17 protein-coding genes, 1 tRNA gene and 1 other RNA gene are annotated in these 19,461 nt (G+C 72.5%); 9 read left to right on the top strand and 10 right to left on the bottom strand.

Annotation, left to right across the window (positions count from 1 at the left end; all coding sequences use genetic code 11):
* Nucleotides 1-200: 200 nt before the first annotated feature.
* Complete coding sequence (locus tag IE180_RS03615; RefSeq protein WP_190155281.1) at nucleotides 201-617, bottom strand: YciI family protein; 417 nt, start codon at nucleotides 615-617, stop codon at nucleotides 201-203.
* A 131-nt stretch (nucleotides 618-748) separates the two neighbouring features.
* Here IE180_RS03615 and IE180_RS03610 point away from each other — a divergent pair, with 131 nt between their 5' ends.
* The gene (locus IE180_RS03610) at nucleotides 749-1,378 is read left to right on the top strand and encodes a MarC family protein (protein WP_190155280.1); all 630 of its coding nucleotides are present in this window, start codon (nucleotides 749-751) and stop codon (nucleotides 1,376-1,378) included.
* 15 nt (nucleotides 1,379-1,393) lie between these two features.
* Here IE180_RS03610 and IE180_RS03605 read toward each other — a convergent pair whose 3' ends face one another.
* Both IE180_RS03605 and IE180_RS37075 read right to left on the bottom strand, forming a co-directional pair.
* Entirely contained in the window at nucleotides 1,394-2,575 is a 1,182-nt protein-coding gene (locus IE180_RS03605) for a winged helix DNA-binding domain-containing protein (RefSeq protein WP_190155279.1), read from the bottom strand.
* 16 nt (nucleotides 2,576-2,591) lie between these two features.
* On the bottom strand, nucleotides 2,592-2,726 hold the full coding sequence (locus tag IE180_RS37075) for a hypothetical protein (protein ID WP_268255423.1): 135 nt from the start codon (nucleotides 2,724-2,726) through the stop codon (nucleotides 2,592-2,594).
* Between the two features lie 34 nt (nucleotides 2,727-2,760).
* Here IE180_RS37075 and IE180_RS03595 point away from each other — a divergent pair, with 34 nt between their 5' ends.
* Nucleotides 2,761-2,916, top strand: a complete 156-nt coding sequence (locus IE180_RS03595; RefSeq protein ID WP_229860276.1) for a hypothetical protein — start codon at nucleotides 2,761-2,763, stop codon at nucleotides 2,914-2,916.
* Nucleotides 2,917-2,925: 9 nt separating this feature from the next.
* On the opposite strand, the gene IE180_RS03590 is transcribed toward IE180_RS03595, so the two are convergent.
* Nucleotides 2,926-3,984 (bottom strand): aldo/keto reductase, encoded by a 1,059-nt coding sequence (locus tag IE180_RS03590; RefSeq protein WP_190155278.1) that lies wholly within the window; start codon nucleotides 3,982-3,984, stop codon nucleotides 2,926-2,928.
* 57 nt (nucleotides 3,985-4,041) lie between these two features.
* Nucleotides 4,042-5,019, bottom strand: a complete 978-nt coding sequence (locus IE180_RS03585) for an ArsR/SmtB family transcription factor (RefSeq protein WP_190155784.1) — start codon at nucleotides 5,017-5,019, stop codon at nucleotides 4,042-4,044.
* Between the two features lie 86 nt (nucleotides 5,020-5,105).
* Here IE180_RS03585 and IE180_RS03580 point away from each other — a divergent pair, with 86 nt between their 5' ends.
* Nucleotides 5,106-6,332: an MFS transporter gene (locus tag IE180_RS03580; RefSeq protein WP_190155277.1), complete on the top strand. Its 1,227-nt coding sequence runs from the start codon at nucleotides 5,106-5,108 to the stop codon at nucleotides 6,330-6,332.
* 1 nt (nucleotide 6,333) lies between these two features.
* On the opposite strand, the gene IE180_RS03575 is transcribed toward IE180_RS03580, so the two are convergent.
* The 5 genes from IE180_RS03575 to IE180_RS03555 form a co-directional block, all read right to left on the bottom strand.
* Nucleotides 6,334-6,543, bottom strand: a complete 210-nt coding sequence (locus IE180_RS03575; RefSeq protein ID WP_190155276.1) for a DUF4287 domain-containing protein — start codon at nucleotides 6,541-6,543, stop codon at nucleotides 6,334-6,336.
* Between the two features lie 54 nt (nucleotides 6,544-6,597).
* Nucleotides 6,598-8,829, bottom strand: coding sequence for an FtsX-like permease family protein (locus tag IE180_RS03570; RefSeq protein ID WP_229860328.1), 2,232 nt, complete (start codon nucleotides 8,827-8,829; stop codon nucleotides 6,598-6,600).
* A 17-nt stretch (nucleotides 8,830-8,846) separates the two neighbouring features.
* Nucleotides 8,847-9,521: an ABC transporter ATP-binding protein gene (locus IE180_RS03565; protein WP_190155274.1), complete on the bottom strand. Its 675-nt coding sequence runs from the start codon at nucleotides 9,519-9,521 to the stop codon at nucleotides 8,847-8,849.
* Nucleotides 9,522-9,579: 58 nt separating this feature from the next.
* Nucleotides 9,580-9,987 (bottom strand): hypothetical protein, encoded by a 408-nt coding sequence (locus tag IE180_RS03560; protein WP_190155273.1) that lies wholly within the window; start codon nucleotides 9,985-9,987, stop codon nucleotides 9,580-9,582.
* Nucleotides 9,988-10,536: 549 nt separating this feature from the next.
* A tRNA-Ser gene (locus IE180_RS03555) sits at nucleotides 10,537-10,624 on the bottom strand.
* A 118-nt stretch (nucleotides 10,625-10,742) separates the two neighbouring features.
* On the opposite strand from IE180_RS03555, the gene ffs reads away from it, so the two are divergent.
* From ffs to IE180_RS03525, 6 genes are all read left to right on the top strand, one after another.
* An RNA gene (ffs, locus tag IE180_RS03550) (signal recognition particle sRNA small type) lies at nucleotides 10,743-10,841 on the top strand.
* A gap of 155 nt (nucleotides 10,842-10,996) precedes the next feature.
* Nucleotides 10,997-13,141, top strand: a complete 2,145-nt coding sequence (locus tag IE180_RS03545) for a DNA polymerase III subunit gamma and tau (protein ID WP_190155272.1) — start codon at nucleotides 10,997-10,999, stop codon at nucleotides 13,139-13,141.
* Between the two features lie 61 nt (nucleotides 13,142-13,202).
* Complete coding sequence (gene purD / locus IE180_RS03540) at nucleotides 13,203-14,456, top strand: phosphoribosylamine--glycine ligase (RefSeq protein WP_190155271.1); 1,254 nt, start codon at nucleotides 13,203-13,205, stop codon at nucleotides 14,454-14,456.
* 289 nt (nucleotides 14,457-14,745) lie between these two features.
* A complete protein-coding gene (locus IE180_RS03535) occupies nucleotides 14,746-16,764 on the top strand; it encodes a M48 family metalloprotease (protein WP_229860275.1) in 2,019 nt (672 codons plus the stop codon).
* A 213-nt stretch (nucleotides 16,765-16,977) separates the two neighbouring features.
* Entirely contained in the window at nucleotides 16,978-18,438 is a 1,461-nt protein-coding gene (locus IE180_RS03530; protein ID WP_190155269.1) for a N,N-dimethylformamidase beta subunit family domain-containing protein, read from the top strand.
* 88 nt (nucleotides 18,439-18,526) lie between these two features.
* Complete coding sequence (locus tag IE180_RS03525) at nucleotides 18,527-19,438, top strand: phosphoribosylaminoimidazolesuccinocarboxamide synthase (protein ID WP_190155268.1); 912 nt, start codon at nucleotides 18,527-18,529, stop codon at nucleotides 19,436-19,438.
* Nucleotides 19,439-19,461: the final 23 nt, after the last annotated feature.

The following is a 19,461-nucleotide window of genomic DNA, read 5'->3' as shown; positions in this document are numbered from 1 at the left end:
CCCCCCCCCCCCCCCCCCGCGGGCCCGCGCCGGACGCCGCCGTCCTGCTCCCCGGCCGGCCCGGCCGCGGAGGCGCTCGGTCCGGGCGCGGTCTCCGTCACGGCGACCCCCACCGCCCCCGGCCTGCCCCACCGCCCCCGGCCTGCCCCCGCCCGGGGCGGGCCCCGCGCGTCCGGCGGGGCCCACGGGACGCGCCGGGCTCAGCCCTGGGCCGGGCCCGTCTCGTCGATCGGGCGGATGACCACCGGGTGGTCCGGGGAACCGGGCGGGACCGGGCAGCGGGCCACCTGGGCGGCGATCTCGGTGACGCGGTCCAGGGAGGCGCAGTCGAGGACCCAGTAGCCCGCGAGGACCTCCTTGGTCTCGGCGTACGGACCGTCGGTGACGAGCGGCTTCCCGTCGGCGTCCACCGTGACGGAGCGGGCCGTGGACGGGGCGGCGAGACCCTGGGCGTCGACCAGCTCGCCGTTCGCGGACGCCTCCTCGGTGATCGCGTTCATGTGCTCGAACATCGCCTTGAGCTGCTCCTCGTCCCAGGCGGGGCTCTGCGCGGAGCCGCGACCCGCCATCGCCTCGTAGTCGGCCTGCGACCCCTGCACCATCACCAGGTACTTCATGACGTCCTCCTCGCTCGTAGGGCCGGTCTGCCTCTCGCAGCACAGTCGGAGCCGGGCGGCCGTTCTCGACACCGCGCGGACGGAAACCGGGAAAACGTCAGAAATCACCCGGCCGCCCCATGATTTCCGATGTGAACGCACTCACCTTCTCCGCCGCCTTCATCACCTTCTTCTCCGTCGTCGGACCCCCGAAGGTGCTCCTCGCCTTCGCCGGCCTCGCCCAGGTCCACGACGTCCGCCAGGTGCGGACCATCGCGCTCATCTCCTCCGGCGCGGCCGTCCTCGTCGGTCTGGTCACCGGCACCACGTCGCCCTGGCTGCTCGACCTCTTCCACATCAGCACCCCCGCCCTCGAGCTGGCGGGCGGGGTCATCTTCTTCATCTACGCCGTCGGTCTCGTCCTCGGCCTCCACCTCGGCTCCGACGGCGCCCACCAGGACGCCCCCGACCTGGTCAGCGGGGTGCGCGAGCTGCTCATGCCGTACGTCGTGAGCCCGCTCGCCATGACCGCCGTGCTCATCGAGGCCGCCGAGCGCGACTCCTTCAGCTGGCGCTCGACGGTGGTCGGCGCGTACGTGGCCGTCATCGCCCTCGACCTGGTCTGCGTCCTGGTCCTCGCCCGGGTCCTGCGCCGCACCCACCACGCCACGATCGAACTGCTCGGCCGCCTCCTGGGCCTGCTGCTCGCCGCCGTCGGCGCCGACCTGGTCCTCGACGGCCTCTTCGACCTGGGCGTCCCCGGCCTGGACGTCCGTCACTAGGGGGCGTCTTGCCGATCAGGCCCGCCCCGCGCTCAGCTCCCGCTCCAGCGGGGTCCGGAAGCGGGGCGTCACCCGGACGTCCCCCACCCACTCCGCGAGCCGCGCCGCCTCCGCCCCGATCGCCCGCTCCGCGTCCGCCCCCACGTCGGCCAGGAGCCGGTGGACGACGGCCCCGTCCGGCCGCTGCGCCCAGCCGCCGACGATCCGGCCGTTCCACCACACCGTCGGCCCGATGTTCCCGCTGCGGTCGTACAGCGCCGCCCGATGGGCCGGGTCCAGATACCAGTCGCGGCCCTGCCAGCCCATCGCCGTCGGATCGAGCGCGGGCAGCAGCGCCGCCCACGGCTCCGGCTCCGATACGGCCCCGAGGTCGTCCGGCAGGACGAAACCCGTCCCCTCGTCCACCGCCACCGGCAGCGCCCCCACCGCCACGAGCGCCTTGCGCACGTCCGTGACCTTCCACCCCGTCCACCACGTCAGGTCCGCCTCGGTCGCCGGCCCGCACGCCCCGAGCCAGTGCCGCAGCAGCTCCGCCCGCGCCCCCGCCGGGTCCTGCGCGGGGTGGGCCTCGGCGACCGCCCACCGGAAGCGGCTCGACGTCCACGTCCCCTGCGGCCGGCCCCGTACGATCCGGCCCTCCATGCCCAGCACCCGCAGCACCCGGCTCGCCACGGACTGCGTCACCTCCTGGCGGGTGCCCGGCCCGTACACGTACGTCGACCTCAACCTCGGTACGGCCACGCCCAGTTCGGTCCCGGTCGCCCCGCCCCGGGCGGCCAGCTCCGCGAGGACGAGCCGCTCGGTCTCCCCCAGCCAGTCCTCGTCGAACTCGCTGCCGGCCGCCAAGTGCTTGAGGAGCGCGGTGCGTTCGCGGGCGGCCGCCGACCGGGTCGTCGAGGCCTGGACGGCGGCGGCGAGGGAGACCGGGAAGACGAAGACCGTGTGCCGCATGCCGTGCATCCGGACCAGCGACCCGTCCTCGTACAGCGCCCGCTCCACCGCCCCCACCGGTTCGACGCCCCCGGCCAGCCGCGCCGCCACCGCGAGGAACACGCTCGCCGGATCCGTCCCGTGCAGCGCCACGAGCGCGTCCCCGACCTCCGCCGCCGACCCCGCCCGCGCACTCCCCGCCAGCCGGTGCCGCACCCCGAGCCGCGCCCGCCGCTCCGTCGCGCCGATGAACCTGGTGTCTCCCATGGGCCCCATCATGGATTCAGGCGGCGGCCTGGCGCAGGAACTCCGTCACCGTCCTCACGAACTCGTCCTCCTTCTCGGAGAACGTGACGTGACCGGCGTCGATCTCCGCGTACCCGCGGCCGGCGACCACGTCGCACCCGGCCTGCTCCACCTGCTCGACCGGCCGGAGGCGGGTCGCGCACCCGATGATCGGCGCGGTCGACCTGGACTGCCAGGTGCTGCTCGCCCCGGAGGGCGAACAACGCCTCGTCCTCCACACCCCGCCGCCGGGCACGGACACGGGGGAGCGCCCGGCCCTGCTGCGGGTGGTGGGCACGGAACAGTTCACGGCGACGCCGTAGCGCGGGGGCTCACCCGGCCGCGCGTTCGCCGATCGGCCGCCGTCGGAGGGAGGGGTCGGTGAGGACGGGCGGCCGCCAGGCGCCGTCCGGCTGGTAGAGGTTGGTCCCCGGCGGCACGATCGCGTCGATCCGGTCGAGGGCCTCGTCGGTCAGGACGACCGGCGCGCCCTTCAGCAGCCCCTCCAGCTGTTCCATCGTCCGGGGCCCGATGATCACGGACGTCACGGCCGGATGGGCGGCGGCGAACGCGATCGCCAGCTCGGGCAGGGAGCACCCGATCTCGTCGGCCAGCGCGACGAACTCCTCGACGGCGTCGAGCTTGGCGGCGTTGACCGGCAGCGAGGGGTCGAAGCGGTGCGGGGTGAGCGCGGCCCGCCCGCGGGTGAGGTCGACGGGCGCGCCCTTCCGGTACTTGCCGGTGAGGAACCCGGACGCGAGCGGACTCCAGGTCAGCACCCCCATCCCGTGCTTCTGGGCGGTGGGCAGCACGTTCGCCTCCACGCCGCGCGCGAGCAGCGAGTAAGGGGGCTGCTCGGAGCGGAACCGTCGCAGCCCGCGCCGCTCGGCGACGGCGTGCGCCTCGACGATCTCCTCGGCGGGGAAGGTGGAGCAGCCGAAGGCCCGGATCTTCCCCTGACCGACGAGGTCGCCCAGTACGTCGAGGGTCTCCTCGATGTCGGTCCGGTGATCGGGCCGGTGCACCTGATACAGGTCGATCCACTCCGTACCGAGCCGCTTGAGGCTGTTCTCGACGGCGAGGGTGATCCAACGGCGGGAGGAGCCGCCCCTGTTGGGCCCCTCACCGCCCATCGGGAAGTAGACCTTGGTGGCGAGGACGGTCGCCTCCCGCCGCCGCCGGTCGCGCAGCGCCTTGCCGACGATCTCCTCGGACTCGCCGGCCGAGTACATGTCGGCCGTGTCCACGAAGTTGATGCCCCGGTCGAGGGCGGCGTGGATGATCCGTACGGACTCCTGATGGTCCGGATTGCCGACGGCTCCGAACATCATGGTGCCGAGGCAGTAGGTGCTGACGTCGATCCCGGTCCCGCCGAGTACCCGATAGCGCATGCGCGCACTCTAGGGACTGGAGTGCACTCCAGGGCAAGGGGCGACAGGGGACGTTCCCTAGGGGTGCAGGAGTTGGTCGGCGACGGCGGTACGGGCGTAGAGGACGGAGCGGCCGCTGCGGTGGGCGGTGACGAGGCCGGCGTCGCGGAGGGCGATGAGGTGCTGGGAGACGCCGGCGGCGGACATGCCGCAGTGGGCGGCGAGCTGGGTGGTGGAGGCGGGGGTGTCGAGCTCGGTGAGGAGCAGGGCGCGGGAACGGCCGAGGACGGCGGCGACGGCGTCCGTGGCGCGGGTGGTGCGGGGCTCCCAGACGCTCCCGAAACCCCGTGCCGGGTAGGCGAGCTGCGGGGGATCGGGGTGGACGGACCGGGTGAGGACGCGGGGCCAGGCGAAGACGGAGGGGATGAGCAGCAGCCCGGAGCCGGCCTGGTCGCGGGTGAGCGCGCAGTGCCGCCGTACGAGCCGGAGGGTGCCGTCGTCCCACCGTACGGTCTCGTGGAGCTCGCTCAGCACCCGCGCCGAACCGTGCTCGGCGACCTGTCGCGCCCGATGGAAGACGTCGGCCTCCAGGACCTTCTGGATGCGGGCCCAGTAGGGGGCGAGGGCGAGTTCCCAGTACGTCTCGATCTCGTCGGCGACCTTGGGGAGGACGGTCTCGGGGTCCTCGCGCAGCAGCCGGAGCCGGGACCGGTCGACGCCCTTCCGCTCCAGGGTGTCGAGGTCGTCCCGCACGTCCCCGGCGGAGGCGCGGCGCATGGCGTCGAGCTCGGCGTCCAGGGTGGGGAAGGGCCCGGCGGGGGTGGGGTTGAGGAAGTCGGCGAGGTATCCGTCCCCGGGGACCAGCGCGGCGAGCCAGCCGCGGTCGAGACCGGCGCGGACGAGCCGGGGCCGCACCTGGGCGGCCCAGCGTCCGTGCGGGGCGGAGTCGGGCTGATGGGCGGCGATCCGGTAGCTGGTGACGACCTCCCACATGGGGGAGACCGCGAAACGGGTCTGGGCGAGATCGGCGGCGGAGAAACTGAGCCCGGCTTCCATGCGTTCCACGTCCTGGGGGTAGCGAATGGATTCGGTCTGAGCTTAATGATTGGAGGGCGACGGGGGCGGAGAAGCACGCTCCTCCCATGCCCAGAACGCCCGGCCCCACCTCAGCCCCGTCCCCCGCCCCCTTCAAGGACCTCCCGTCCGCGGTCTGGACGATCTTCGCGGGAACGATCGTCAACCGCCTCGGCTACCTCGTCACGCCGTTCCTGGTCTTCTTCCTCGCCTCGCGGGGAGTGACCGGCGGAGACACCTCCTACGTGCTCGGCGCGCTCGGAGCGGGCAACCTGATCGGCCCCGCCGTGGGCGGCATCCTCGCCGACCGCATCGGCCGCCGCCCCACGATGCTGATCGGCCTGATCGGCGCGGCGGCGGCGCAGGGAGCCCTCTTCCTGGCGCCGGGGGTGTGGACGATGGCGGGATCGGCGCTGCTGATCAGCGCGGCCGGCAGCACGGTCTCCCCGGCGGCGTACGCCCTGCTGGCCGACGCCGTGGACAGCGAACGGCGGCAGCGCGCGTACGCGCTCTTCGGCTGGGGCGTGAACATCGGCACCGCCGTGGCGGGCGTCCTGGGCGGCTACCTGGCGGCCCAGGGCTACTGGCTGCTGTTCGCGGTCGACGCGGGCTCGATGCTCGTGTACGCGGCGGTGGTGGCGATCCGCCTGCGGGAGCCGCAGCGCTCGGCACCGACCGGGCGGACGAAGGACGGCATCGGCTACGGAGTGGTCCTCCGGGACCGCCTGGCCCTGCTCCTCCTCCCCCTCTTCGGCGTCCAGCTCTTCGTGTACTCGCTGACGGAGGTCGCGCTCCCGCTCGCCGTCCGCGACAGCGGCCTCTCGCCGGCGGTGTACGGGGCGATGGCGGCCGTCAACGCGATCCTGGTCGTCGCGCTGCAGCCCTTCGCGACCGCCCGGCTGGCGCGGCTCCCGCAGCTGGCCGTGCAGAGCGCGGGCAGCGCGCTGATCGCGGTGGGCGTCGCGCTGACCGGCCTGGCCGACAGCCTCGCCGGCTACACGCTGTCCGTCATCGTCTGGTCGCTCGGCGAGGTCGTCGTCGCGGGCATCGCGGCCGGCGTCTTCGCCGACCTGGCCCCGGCGCACGCCCGCGGCCGCTACCAGGGCGCCTTCAGCTGGACCTGGGGAGTGGCCCGCTTCGGGGCCCTCACCCTGGGAGTGACGGCCTACACGACCCTGGGCCCGGCGGCGCTGTGGTGGACGGCCCTGCTGGCGGGAACGGCCACGGCGACGATCACCCTGGCCCTACGGACCCGGGTGGAATCCCGTACGGCGCCCCACACCCTGGCGGCATGAACTACCGCCCACCGGCACGAACATGGGCCACGAGCGCGTTCGCGTGCCCGTGGCCCAGCCCGTGCTCGGCCTTCAGCCAGGAGACGAGCTCCATGTGCGTGGCGAGCGGCGAGGCCCGGACGACCCCGAGCCACTCGGAGACGGGCCGCCCGTACTTCTTCTCGATGGAGGGGAAGTAGCTGGCGGGACCCTTGACGGCGTTCTCGGACACGGTGTTCTCCTCAAGCTGCGGGTGACGAGGAGGAGACCGCCGCCCCGCCGAAAACTAATCGCGCCGGATGTGTTCGGGATCGACGTGCCGCCGCACCATGGGAACGGAGGCGAGGGCGGCGGCGAGCACGACCCCCAGCGCACAGGCGAACAACAAGGGCAGCCCGTCCCAGTCCCAGTGCACGTCCCCACCCCCGGTGATCAGGTAACTGGACTCGGCGAGCCACCCGGTGACGATGGCGGCCCCCAACCCCACCACCAACGGCAACACCACCTGCACCACCTGCACCACCCGCAAGGTCCCCGCCCGAGCCCCCAACAAGACGAGCGCGGCCACCTGCCCCCGCCGCTCCATGGCCCGATCGGCCACGGACACGACGAACGCGGCAACCCCGATCACCAGCCCGAGCACCATCCCGACGACCAACAGGCTCCGGATGACGGTCAACTGGGCGAGCGAATCGATGACGATCCCGACGGGCTCGACGGAAGCGGTGGGGGCGATGGCTCCGATGCCGTCCAGGACGGAGCGGATGGTGGCGGGGTCGGAATCGCTGAAGAGGACGAGGGTGCCGTCGGTATCGGCCAGATTGGGGGGAAGGAGGGACGGGGGCACGAGAAGGGCACCCGATTTGAAGACCGACACGTCCCAGGGGCGCACATTGATTCTCTCGCGGGGCACGGTGAGTGCTACTTTCCGACCGTCCTTCAGCTCGAAGGGATAGCGTTCCCCGGCCTTCGGGTCGTAATCGAAGGTCGTGCGGTCATCCGCCAACTGCATGATCCGTCCTTCTACGCAACCCGTCGCCCGCTGCGTATAGGCCGCAAGCTGGCCGCAGGTACCGACCACCAGGTCGGCGTGTGCCACATCGCTTCCGTCCAGCGGATCCCAGGAGCTGTACGAGACGGTTGCAGTCTGCACGCCGGGAACCTTGGCTAGTGCCTTCCGTTGTGCCGGCGAGACTTCATTCAGGTTGATGTCGTATTCCTGAAGGGGAGCCGTCCGTCTACTGACCTGGTCCAGTTCGATGAGCACCCCCTGAGTGAGCGAGGCTCCGAACACCAGCAGCACGAGCCCGGTGGCCACCCGCAAGGAAGCCCCCGGATCCACCTCGGTGCGTCGCATTGCCAACGCCATGGGGAGTGACCGGGCCACCCCCGCCAGCCGCCGAGCGAGCCAGGCTGTGATCGGTGCCAACCCGAAGACGAGTCCGGCGCCCGTCAACAACACGGCACCGGGCACCAGTAGGGAACTGGCTGACCCTCCAGAGGGGTCTCGCCCCATGATGCTGAGCACGCAGTATCCAACGGTGATCCCGAGCCCGGGGACCAACAGCAGCATCCCGAACTTCTTCGGTGACTTGCGTTCGCCGGCGCGCCGCACATTGATCGGTGATAGGGCAGGTCGCCGTCCACTGAACTGTCCAACAATCCACGCCAGCGCCGGGCACCCCAACAGGCACACGCTGATGGTCGACCCTTCTGGCCGTCCATCAGCCGGGTACCAATGCAACCCGGGGAGTCCGATCCGCGCCATGACCTCGTTGATTCCGAGGTACCCCACGATGCCAATTAGGGCTCCGATCGAGGCAGCGGCCACGCTCTCTCCGGCATTGACCCGCAGCGTGTCCTTCACGCTGAGTCCGACAAGTCGAAGTGCTGCGAGTCGGCGTGCACGAGACTCTCCGGAAAGACGTGCACATACGGAGAGGAAGATGACAAGTGGGAGCAGCACGATGCAGCTGAGAGTGAATCGCAGGGTGCTGAGGGTGGAGGGGTCAATGACCTGCCGCCAGGACCGGCCGATGCCGAAACCGCCAAGTGGCTCTGCTTCGGGTAGCTGGTCGCGGGCGATCCCGATGTAGGCATAGAGGTCGTCAGAGCCGCCCAACCCCTCCGGCGCGATAGTGCCGACTACTCGGCCAGGAACAAGGCCGGCTGCTCTTGGACTGGCTGCCAGGATCTGACCGAGCCTCGGTGAAACAACCACCTCACCGACGTCGGGAAGTCTGTCGATACCAGGCGGCACCGGGGCCGGACCGCTGTGTGTGCGAGCGATGAAGACTCGACGGAGTGGCTGCTGACCGTATGGATCGCTGAACTCACGGTAGACAACGCTGCTCGTGCCAGGGCGGGGCTCACGGGCGGCTACGCGAGCGTCGTGAGCGTTGAGGATCGCTGGAATGGTCAACACCGCCGCAAGGCAGGCCACTCCAAGCGCGGATCCGAGTGTCATCAAAAGAAAGCGAACCCGACCTCTTCGCCCGCTGCCCCAGAGCAGGCGCATGCCAAGGAGGAAGGTGTTCACACTGCCACCCGTTGAGCCAGGACACCGTCCGACATCATGTATTGCGTGTCGGCTTTGGCCGCGACGTCCGAGTCGTGCGTGACGATGACCACGGCTGTCTTCTGCCGACGCGCCAGCTGAAGGAATTCATCAAGGACAGCAGCCGCGTTGGCGCTGTCGAGCGCCCCGGTCGGCTCATCCGCAAACACCACGTCCGGCCGGTGGACCAGAGCCCGCGCAACAGCTACACGCTGACTCTGGCCGCCTGACAGCTTTGATGTCCTGCGTCGTAGCAGGTCGCCCATTCCGAGGCGCCCCAGTACCTGGGCAGCCATGGCATGGGCATGGGTCTTGCTGATCCCGGCGAGCCGGAGGGGGAGCGCCGCGTTCTCCTCGACGGTCAGCTCCGGCAGCAGTTCCCCGTACTGGAAGACGAAGCCCAGGCGTGTACGGCGCAGCGCACTGAGTTCCCCGTCGGGGAGAGACGAGAGCTGCTCTCCATCGAAGGTCACCGTGCCGTTGGAGGGCGGAAGAACCCCGGCGAGGCAGTACAGCAGGGAGGACTTCCCCGACCCGCTGCTGCCCATGATGGCGGCCACTTCGCCGCGCTTGAGCGTGAAATCGGCACCGGTTACCGCTTGCTGGGTGCCGTAGAAGAGGTCCACGCCCTCGGCGCGGAGGATGACGTCCATCGTGGTGAGCCCCCTGAGGATGGGGAGCCGCGCGTCGACGGCTCCCAGAACCTATCGACTATCGCCGCGCGAACAGCCGCTCGCGCGAGCAGTTGTCCGGCCGGAAGGAGCCACGGTCAAGGCACACCTGCATCCTGATTTCCTTGGTCTTCAGGACTGCACCGTCGGAGAAGACCCTGTCGATCCTGATGTCCTTCCTCTGCACGCCCCTGACCTCGCCCCATGGGTAAGCCTCAACCTTTACCCGCAGGTAGACGTTATGGCCATCATTGTCGACTTCATCCCGCAACAGCCCCTTCACATGGAGCCCGCTCGGCACCTTGTTCGCGGGATCCCACTGGTACGTACCGACGAACGCGGCGCCTTGCGTCTTCATGACCAAGCGGTGCTCCGAATCGGCCGCCGCCACTCCGATCCCTCCGGCAAACAGCCCCGCAGCCACTACCGCTGCCGCCAACTTCCTCATCGTTTTCCCCAAGTTGTGTGTGCCGACTGGTCATCACAGAAAGTATCTGCATAGCTACACACGGGTTGGAGCAGGAACGTCCCTCCCTCCGATCACCCCCCGATCCAGTGAACGAGTCCTTCCCTGCCCCTTCTCAGCCTTCCGGGTCCACCCCTCAGGGTTCCGGTGAGGCAGGGCGCGGTGTCCGGGGTCAACGCTCGGTAGCCGGGGTGTCTGAGCCTGGCGTTCTGTCGCGCCCTGGGGATGGTCTCCCGAGCGTCTCGTTCTCATAGGGGTAATCACCGGTGCGCCTGCGTGAGGCCCGCCGTCCCCAGCGCGCGCCCATGCGCACTTGTCCTTCTGCGTGTTCTGCCTATGGACGAAGAGGGCCGGGGTCCAGTGGACCCGGACGTGCCGCCCCAGACCCCTGGGGGGTGTGCGCCCCGTCGAGGCCGGCGTGCGGGCGGTGGGCTTCGCGGGCGAGGGGGTCGCGCGGGAGGGCGGCGGAACACGTCGAAGGGCCCCACCGCGAACGGTGGGGCCCTTCAACGAATTGCCCGGTGAGAGCAATGGCGGAGGATACGAGATTCGAACTCGTGAGGGGTTGCCCCCAACACGCTTTCCAAGCGTGCGCCCTAGGCCTCTAGGCGAATCCTCCGTGGAGAACATTACATGACCGGGAGGGGTGCTCGCGCACGTGATCTCGGCGCGGGGGTGGGGGAGGGGCGCGGGTCGGGGAGGGGGGACGGGCAGGGGTTCGGATCGGGTACGCTGGGCGGAGCCCCTCACGCGGTGCTATCTGACTGAACTCCCCCAGGGCCGGAAGGCAGCAAGGGTAGGTCGGCTCTGGCAGGTGCGTGGGGGGCGCTTGCGTTCCCCGGGGCTTCCCCGCCGGGCCCCGTCCGGGGGGCCCCGCCGGGCCGCGCCCCCTTCGTGCCCCCGCCCGCGTCCTTGCCCCGGGCCCCGGCCCCCGTTCCCGCCCCGTTCCCGTTTTCCCGGGTTGTCGGTGGGCGCCTATAACCTCGTATACGTGTCGTCTCTCGCGCTGTACCGCCGCTATCGTCCCGAGTCCTTCGCCGAGGTCATCGGGCAGGAGCATGTCACCGACCCGTTGCAGCAGGCCCTGCGGAACAACCGGGTCAATCACGCGTACCTGTTCAGCGGGCCCCGTGGGTGCGGCAAGACGACCAGTGCGCGCATCCTCGCGCGGTGTCTGAACTGCGAGCAGGGGCCCACGCCCACCCCGTGCGGCGAGTGCCAGTCCTGCCGGGACCTCGCGCGGAACGGGCCGGGTTCGATCGACGTCATCGAGATCGACGCCGCTTCCCACGGTGGTGTGGACGACGCCCGTGACCTGCGGGAGAAGGCCTTCTTCGGGCCCGCCTCCAGCCGGTACAAGATCTACATCATCGACGAGGCCCACATGGTCACCTCGGCGGGCTTCAACGCCCTCCTGAAGGTGGTCGAGGAGCCGCCGGAGCACCTCAAGTTCATCTTCGCCACCACCGAGCCCGAGAAGGTCATCGGAACCATCCGGTCCCGGACCCACCACTACCCGTTCCGGCTCGTGCCGCCGGGGACGCTCCGGGACTACCTCGGTGAGGTCTGCGGGCGCGAGGGCATTCCGGTCGAGGAAGGGGTGCTGCCGCTGGTCGTCCGCGCCGGTGCCGGATCCGTGCGTGACTCGATGTCGGTGATGGACCAGCTGCTCGCCGGCGCCGCCGACGACGGTGTGACCTACGCCATGGCCACCTCCCTCCTCGGTTACACCGACGGGTCGCTGCTCGACTCCGTCGTCGACGCGTTCGCGTCCGGGGACGGGGCCGCCGCCTTCGAGGTCGTCGACCGGGTCGTCGAGGGCGGGAACGACCCCCGCCGGTTCGTCGCCGATCTGCTGGAGCGGCTGCGGGACCTCGTGATCCTCGCCGCCGTCCCCGACGCCGCCGAGAAGGGGCTCATCGACGCCCCCGCCGACGTCATCGAGCGCATGCAGGCGCAGGCTTCGGTGTTCGGGGCCGCCGAGCTGAGCCGGGCCGCCGACCTGGTCAACACCGGTCTCACCGAGATGCGCGGGGCCACCTCGCCCCGGCTGCAGCTGGAACTGATCTGCGCGCGCGTGCTGCTGCCCGCCGCCTTCGACGACGAGCGTTCCCTCCAGGCGCGGCTCGACCGGCTGGAGCGCGGGGCGGCCGCCGCGCCCGCGCCCGTGTTCACGCCCGGGCCCCCGGCGCCCGCCATGGCGTACGTGCCCGGCCCCGAGGCCCACACCCCGATGGCCCCGCCCCCTCCGGCTCCCGCTCCCGTCCCGCAGCCGGCTCCCGCGCCCGTACAGAGCCCCGCGCCCGTACAGGCTCCCGCGCACGAGCAGCCCGCCGCGGCCCGGCCCGGTGCCTGGCCGGGTGCCGCCACTCCCGGCGGCGGCGCCTCCGGCGGCGGCGCGCCCGGCGCCTGGCCCGGCGCGTCCTCGGCGCCCGCCGTCCCGGCCCCCGCGCCCGTACAGGCGCAGCCCGCCCCGCAGGCCGCCGCGGGTGGTGGCGGGGACACGGCCCAGGTGCGGAACCTGTGGCCGCAGATCCTCGACGCCGTCAAGAACCGGCGCCGCTTCACCTGGATCCTGCTCAGCCAGAACGCCCAGGTGGCGGGGTTCGACGGCACGACGCTCCAGCTCGGCTTCCTCAACGCCGGCGCCCGGGACAACTTCGCCAGCAGCGGCAGCGAGGACGTCCTCAAGCAGGCCCTCGCCGAGCAGTTCAACGTGAACTGGAAGATCGAGGCGATCATCGACCCCTCGGGCGGCTCCGCGCCCCCGCCCGCCGCCACCGGCTTCGGCGGCTCGGGCGGAACCGGAGGCTTCGGCGGGGGCGGCGCCGGTGGGTTCGGTGGCGGGGGCGGGCGGTCCGCGGCTCCCGCGCCCGCCGCTGCTCCGGCGCCCTCGTTCCAGCAGGCCCCGTCGCCCGCCCCCGTGCAGGCGCAGTCCGCTCCGGCGCCCTCGTTCCAGCAGGCCCCGCCCGCTCCCGCGCCCGCGTACACCCCGCCGGCGCCGCAGCCCGTGGCGCCCGAGGACGACGTCCCGGAGGAGGACGACCCGGACCTCGTCGACTCCGCGCTCTCCGGGCACGACCTGATCGTGCGCGAGCTGGGGGCCACGGTTGTGGAGGAATACACGAACGAGTAGGGCCGTCTCGCTCGGTGGCCCGCACAAGGGGCATCCCGTCCCGCGGGCTACCCTGGCAGGCGTGAAGGTCCTCGTCATCGGCGGCGGCGCCCGCGAACACGCCCTGTGCCGCTCTCTCTCCCTCGATCCCGACGTCACCGCTCTGCACTGCGCGCCCGGCAACGCCGGAATCGCGGAGGTCGCGAAGCTGCACGCCGTCGACCAGCTGGACGGCGCGGCCGTCGCCGCGCTCGCCACGGAGCTGGGCGCCGGGCTGGTCGTCGTCGGCCCGGAGGCCCCGCTCGTCGCCGGCGTCGCCGACGCCGTCCGCGCGGCCGGCATCCCCGTCTTCGGCCCGTCCCGGGAGGCGGCGCTGCTGGAGGGCTCCAAGGCCTTCGCCAAGGACGTCATGGCCGGCGCCGGGGTCCCCACCGCCCGCAGCTACGTCTGCACCACCCCGGAGGAGATCGACGAGGCGCTCGACGCCTTCGGCGCTCCGTACGTGGTGAAGGACGACGGCCTCGCGGCCGGCAAGGGCGTCGTCGTCACCGAGGACGTCGAGCAGGCGCGGGCGCACGCGCTCGCCTGCGACCGGGTGGTCATCGAGGAGTACCTGGACGGCCCCGAGGTCTCCCTCTTCGCCATCACCGACGGCACCACCGTCCTCCCGCTCCAGCCCGCGCAGGACTTCAAGCGCGCGCTCGACGGCGACGAGGGCCCCAACACCGGCGGCATGGGCGCCTACTCGCCGCTGCCCTGGGCCGACCCGAAGCTGGTCGAGGAGGTCCTGGAAACCGTCCTGCAGCCGACGGTCGACGAGCTGCGCCGCCGCGGCACGCCGTTCTCCGGCCTCCTCTACGCGGGCCTGGCGATCACCGGCCGCGGCGTCCGGGTCATCGAGTTCAACGCGCGCTTCGGCGACCCCGAGACCCAGGTCGTCCTGGCCCGCCTGAAGACCCCGCTCGCCGGCGTCCTGCTGAACTCCGCGAACGGCACCCTGGAGGACCAGGCCCCGCTGAGCTGGAGCGACGACGCCGCCGTCACCGTGGTCATCGCCTCCCACAACTATCCGGACACCCCGCGCACGGGCGATCCGATCGAGGGCCTGGACGAGGTCGCGGAGAAGGACGCCCCGCACGCGTACGTGCTGCACGCCGGTACGAAGCGGGGCGAGGACGGCGCGGTCCTGAGCGCCGGCGGGCGGGTCCTGTCGGTCACCGCCACCGGTTCGGACCTGGCGCAGGCCCGCGAGCGGGCGTACGCGGCGGTCGGCCGTATCCGCCTTGACGGTTCGCAGCACCGTACGGACATCGCGCGGAAGGCCGCCGAGGCCTGATCCCGCTTGATTCCGGCTGATTTCGCCTGATTCCTCTTGTGGCCGTGTGGTGCGGAACTCGTGAACCACACGGCCACAAGTGCGCCATCACCTTTGCCCAAAGCCATTCCATCGAGTGACGGCTCGGCCATACGGATGACGCCCGCCACAGCCCCAACTAGGGTGCGGCGAAGGCATTCCGGCACTTGGCCCACCGGCATTGCGATGTCAGTGACGGGTGCCACAGTGGGGGAGTGAGCAACACCGCCACAGGCAGTCCCGTCGAGGACAGGAGGGGGTGAGGAACGGCGTGTCCGGTACCGGTTCCGTTGTCGGCGAGGAGTGGGGTGCGCGCGCCGCGCGCTCCCGGGCCCTCGCCGTCCTCCGCGTCCGGGGCAGGGCGCTGGGCCTCGCGGTGCTCCCGGCCGCCGTGGCCGTCGTCCTGTACGCGGGCGGGGTCACCGGCCACTTCACCGGAGCGGGCTGGGACGCCGCCCGCTGGGTCGTGACCGTCCTCGCCGTCGTCGTGCTCCTCGCCGCGGCGGCCGTCGCCCTCGTCGTCACCCGGGCCCGTCCGGCCGCCACGCCGACGGTGGAGCTCGCCGAGTCCGCGGCCCCCGATCTCTACCGGCTCGTCCGCGACCTGGCCGACCGGCTCGGCGTCCCGCCGCCCGCCGCGATAGCCCTCACCCCGGACTGCGACAGCTGGCTGGAGGACCGCACCCACCGGGCCCACCGCCTCCGCCGGACGTCCGGCGGAGACGGCGCCCCGGTCCTGGTCATAGGCTCGCCCTTCCTGTGGTGGATGCGCGTCGGCGAGCTGCGGGCGGTCCTCGCCCCCGTCGTCGCCGGCACGGGACCGGCCGCCCACCCCGACATAGCCGCCGCCCGCCGCTTCGTCCGGGGTCTGGACGCCGCCGTCGCCGTGCCCCGGGACTCCGGCCTCGGCCCGCTCCGCCGGCTCGGCGCCCAGGGCGTCGGGCGGGTCGCCCGCGTGCTGCTGCGCGCCTGCCGCGGGCACGCCGCCGAGATGGAGCGCGGAGTCGCCGCCGCGGGCTCGGAGCGGGCCCAGGCCGTGGACTACGGCGTACGGATCGTCGCCCAGGAGCAGGTCGGCCTGGCCTACGCGGGCTGGGACCGCCTGCTCACCCGGGTCGCGCTGCCCGCCTGGCGCATGGGCCGCTGGCCCGCCAAGCTCGACGCGGGCGTGGTCTCCGCCCTCACCGAGCTCTCCCGCCGGGACCGGCTCGCGAAGGGCTTCTCCTCCCGGCTCGGCGAGCGCCCCGCCTGCGACCTCCTGGAGGAGCCCGGCGCCGTCGACGAGGCCGCCTCGCTGCTCGCCGCCCGCCTCTTCCACGGCGGCCCGGCCGAGCCCGGCCCCGACTGGGCGCCGGTGGAGTGGAGCCGGTACCCGGAGGAGGTCGTCGACCGGAAGTGGCGCACCGACGCGGCCCGCCTGCACCAGGTGCTCGACGGCCTCGGCGTGGAGGCCCCCGCCGCCGGACCGGCCTCCGGCGCGACCGGTCCGACCCTGACCCGCGTGATGGCCCACCTGACGGCCCCCCGCCCCGAGCACGAGCCCCAGCACGAGCGCGCCACCGGTGCCGAGGAGCGCGGGGCCGCTGCCGGCGGGCCGGGGCGGGAGCGCGGCACCGCCCTCGCCGATCCCGGACGCGGCACCGGCCGCGACGAGCCCGAGTCCGGCCCCGAAGCCCGGCTCTTCGTCCCCGCCGCCGAGCCCGAGCCCTTCCTCCCCGCCGCCGAGCACGGGCACGGGCCCGAACCCCGACCCGCGCCCGCCGCCCCCGCCGCCGAGCACGGGCACGGGCCCGGCCTCGGCCCCGTCCTCCCCGCCGGCCCGGAAGAGGAAGGGGAAGAGGACGACGACGAGCCGGTCAACCCGGCCGCCGAGGAGCTCGCCGGGGCGCTCAGCGCGCTCCTCGCGCGGGAGGAGGCGGCCCGTGAGGCCCGGGTGGCCGCGGCGGCCGGGACCGCCCGCGCCACCGACGAGGGCGACCGGGCCGCCGCCCCCGCCGTCAGCGGCCCCGACGGCCCCCTGCCGCTGTTCCCGCTCCAGCCGCCCCGTACCGGCCGCGACCTGCTCGCCGACCACGTGACCGCGATGGTCTGCTGCGCGGCCGTGGACACCGCCGAGGCCGTTCCCGGGCTCGACTGGCTCGACGGGCCCGCCCTGCTCGTCGGCGGCGAGCGCGCGGCGGATCTCGGGCCCCGGGTCCTCGCGCTCGTCGAGGACGGCGATCCGGAGCCGCTGCGGGCCTGGCTCGCCCGCACCGGCGTGCGCCCGGAGAAGCCCGTGCGCCTGGTCTGAGGACCGGCGGAGGGGCTCCAGCCGGAGGCCCGGCTTCCACTCTCGTCAATTCACGACGAACGGTGACGGAGTGCGTGCGTTATGTGATGTGCTGGAGACCGTCACTGACAGAGGCACGGACCACAGGCACACATCGCAGGCACCGAGCAGGCACCGAGCAGGTATCGAACAGGCACTGACCGGCCGACCGGGGGAGTCGAGGGAGGGGCGCACATGGGGGCGGAACAGATCAGACGGTGGGAGTCGGGTGCGCTGGCGCACGCCGTCTCCGATCCCTTCGGCCAGGGCCCGCTGCCCTGGCTGCGCGGGTCGGACAACTACTTCGACGACACCGGTCAGATGGTCCCCTGGTACGCGGACGAGATCCTGGCCCGGGGCGGCAGCGGCGGTCCGCGCACGGCGGACGACGTCCGACGCCAGATCAAGGGCTTCGCGTCGGACGGGGCCGTGACGCCGGGCGAGTCGATCGATTTCCACATCACCGTGGACCCGCCGCAGCAGTTCTCGGTCGACGTCTATCGGATCGGGCACTACGGCGGCGACGGCGCCGCGAAGATCACCACGAGCCCGCGTCTCTCCGGGATCGTCCAGCCGCCCCCGCTCACCGCCGACCGGACCGTCTCCTGCCACCACTGGTGGCAGTCCTGGCGGCTGCAGGTCCCCACGTACTGGTCGATCGGCGCGTACGTCGCCGTCCTCACCACCGTCGACGGCTACCGCTCGCACATCCCCTTCACGGTCCGGGACGACCACCCGGCGGACCTGCTGCTCGTCCTCCCGGACGTGACCTGGCAGGCGTACAACCTCTACCCGGAGGACGGCCACACCGGCGCCAGCCTCTACCACGCCTGGGACGAGGAGGGCCGGCTGCTCGGCGAGGAGGAGGCGGCCGTCACCGTCTCCTTCGACCGTCCGTACGCGGGCGCGGGGCTGCCCCTGCACGTCGGGCACGCCTACGACTTCATCCGCTGGGCCGAGCGCTACGGCTACGACCTGGCGTACGCGGAGACCCGCGACCTGCACGCCGGCCGGGTCGACCCGAGCCGCTACCGGGGCCTCGTCTTCCCGGGCCACGACGAGTACTGGTCGGCGCCGATGCGCCGGACCGCCGAACTCGCCCGTGACCAGGGCACCTCGCTCGTCTTCCTCTCCGCCAACACCATGTACTGGCAGGTGGAGCTGGGCCCTTCGCCGTCCGGGGTGCCGGACCGCCTCCTCACCTGCCGCAAGCGGCGCGGCCCCGGCCGCCCCGCGCTCTGGCGCGAGGTCGACCGGCCCGAGCAGCAGCTCCTCGGCATCCAGTACGCGGGCCGGGTGCCCGAACCGACCCCGCTGGTCGTGCGGAACGCCGACCACTGGCTCTGGGAGGCCACCGGCGCGGGCGACGGCGACGAGCTCCCGGGCCTGGTCGCGGGCGAGGCCGACCGCTACTTCCCGCGCACCGCGCTGCCGGAGCACGAGGGCCGCATCCTGCTCGCGCACTCGCCCTACCGGGACGGCGAGGGGGCGCTGCGCCACCAGGAGACGAGCCTCTACCGGGCCCCGTCCGGCGCCCTGGTCTTCGCGTCCGGCACGTTCGCCTGGTCGCCGGCGCTGGACCGGCCGGGCCACGTCGACGCCCGGGTCCAGCGGGCCACCGCGAACCTCCTCGACCGGATCTGCAAGAGGGACTGAGCGGGGGGTCACAGGTCCTCGCGGCAGGACCCGCCCGGATGTGCGAGAGAATCGGACTCGCTCCTGGATCAACCTACGCGGAGGAACCGTGTCCGGATTCGTAGAAAAGCCCGAGCCCGTCCAGGTCCCGGGCCTCACCCATCTCCACACGGGCAAGGTCCGCGACCTGTACCGGAACGAGGCGGGCGACCTCGTCATGGTGGCGAGCGACCGCATGTCGGCCTACGACTGGGTGCTGCCCACCGAGATCCCCGACAAGGGCCGGGTGCTCACCCGGCTCTCCCTGTGGTGGTTCGACAAGCTCGCCGACCTGGTCCCGAACCACGTGCTCTCCACCGACCTGCCGGCCGGCGCCCCCGCCGACTGGGAGGGCCGCACCCTCATCTGCAAGTCGCTGAACATGGTCCCGGTCGAGGCCGTCGCCCGCGGCTACCTCACCGGCTCCGGCCTGCTCGAGTACGACGAGTCCCGCACGGTCTGCGGTCTCGCGCTGCCCGAGGGCCTGACCGACGGCTCCGAGCTGCCCGCGCCGATCTTCACCCCGGCGACCAAGGCCGCCGTCGGCGACCACGACGAGAACGTGTCGTACGAGGAGGTCGCCCGCCAGGTCGGCGCCGAGACGGCCGCGCTGCTGCGCCGGACGACCCTCGCCGTCTACTCCCGGGCCCGGGACATCGCCCGCGACCGGGGGATCATCCTGGCCGACACGAAGTTCGAGTTCGGCTTCGAGAGCACCCCGGAGGGCGACCGGCTGGTCATCGCCGACGAGGTCCTCACCCCGGACTCCTCGCGCTTCTGGCCGGTCTCCGAGTGGGAGCCGGGCCGCGCCCAGCCCTCGTACGACAAGCAGATCGTGCGGAACTGGCTGACCTCGCCGGCCTCCGGCTGGGACCGCAAGAGCGAGCAGCCGCCGCCGGCCCTGCCGCAGGAGGTCGTGGAGAAGACCCGCGCCAAGTACATCGAGGCGTACGAGCTCCTGACCGGTCAGGCCTGGTCCTAGGGAACGAGAAAGCCCCCGGTCGA

Origin of the sequence: Streptomyces litmocidini, assembly GCF_014649755.1 — a bacterium.
Lineage (GTDB): Bacteria > Actinomycetota > Actinomycetes > Streptomycetales > Streptomycetaceae > Streptomyces > Streptomyces litmocidini.
Note: the sequence above shows the minus strand (reverse complement) of the source record. Positions and strands in the feature narration are given on the sequence as shown.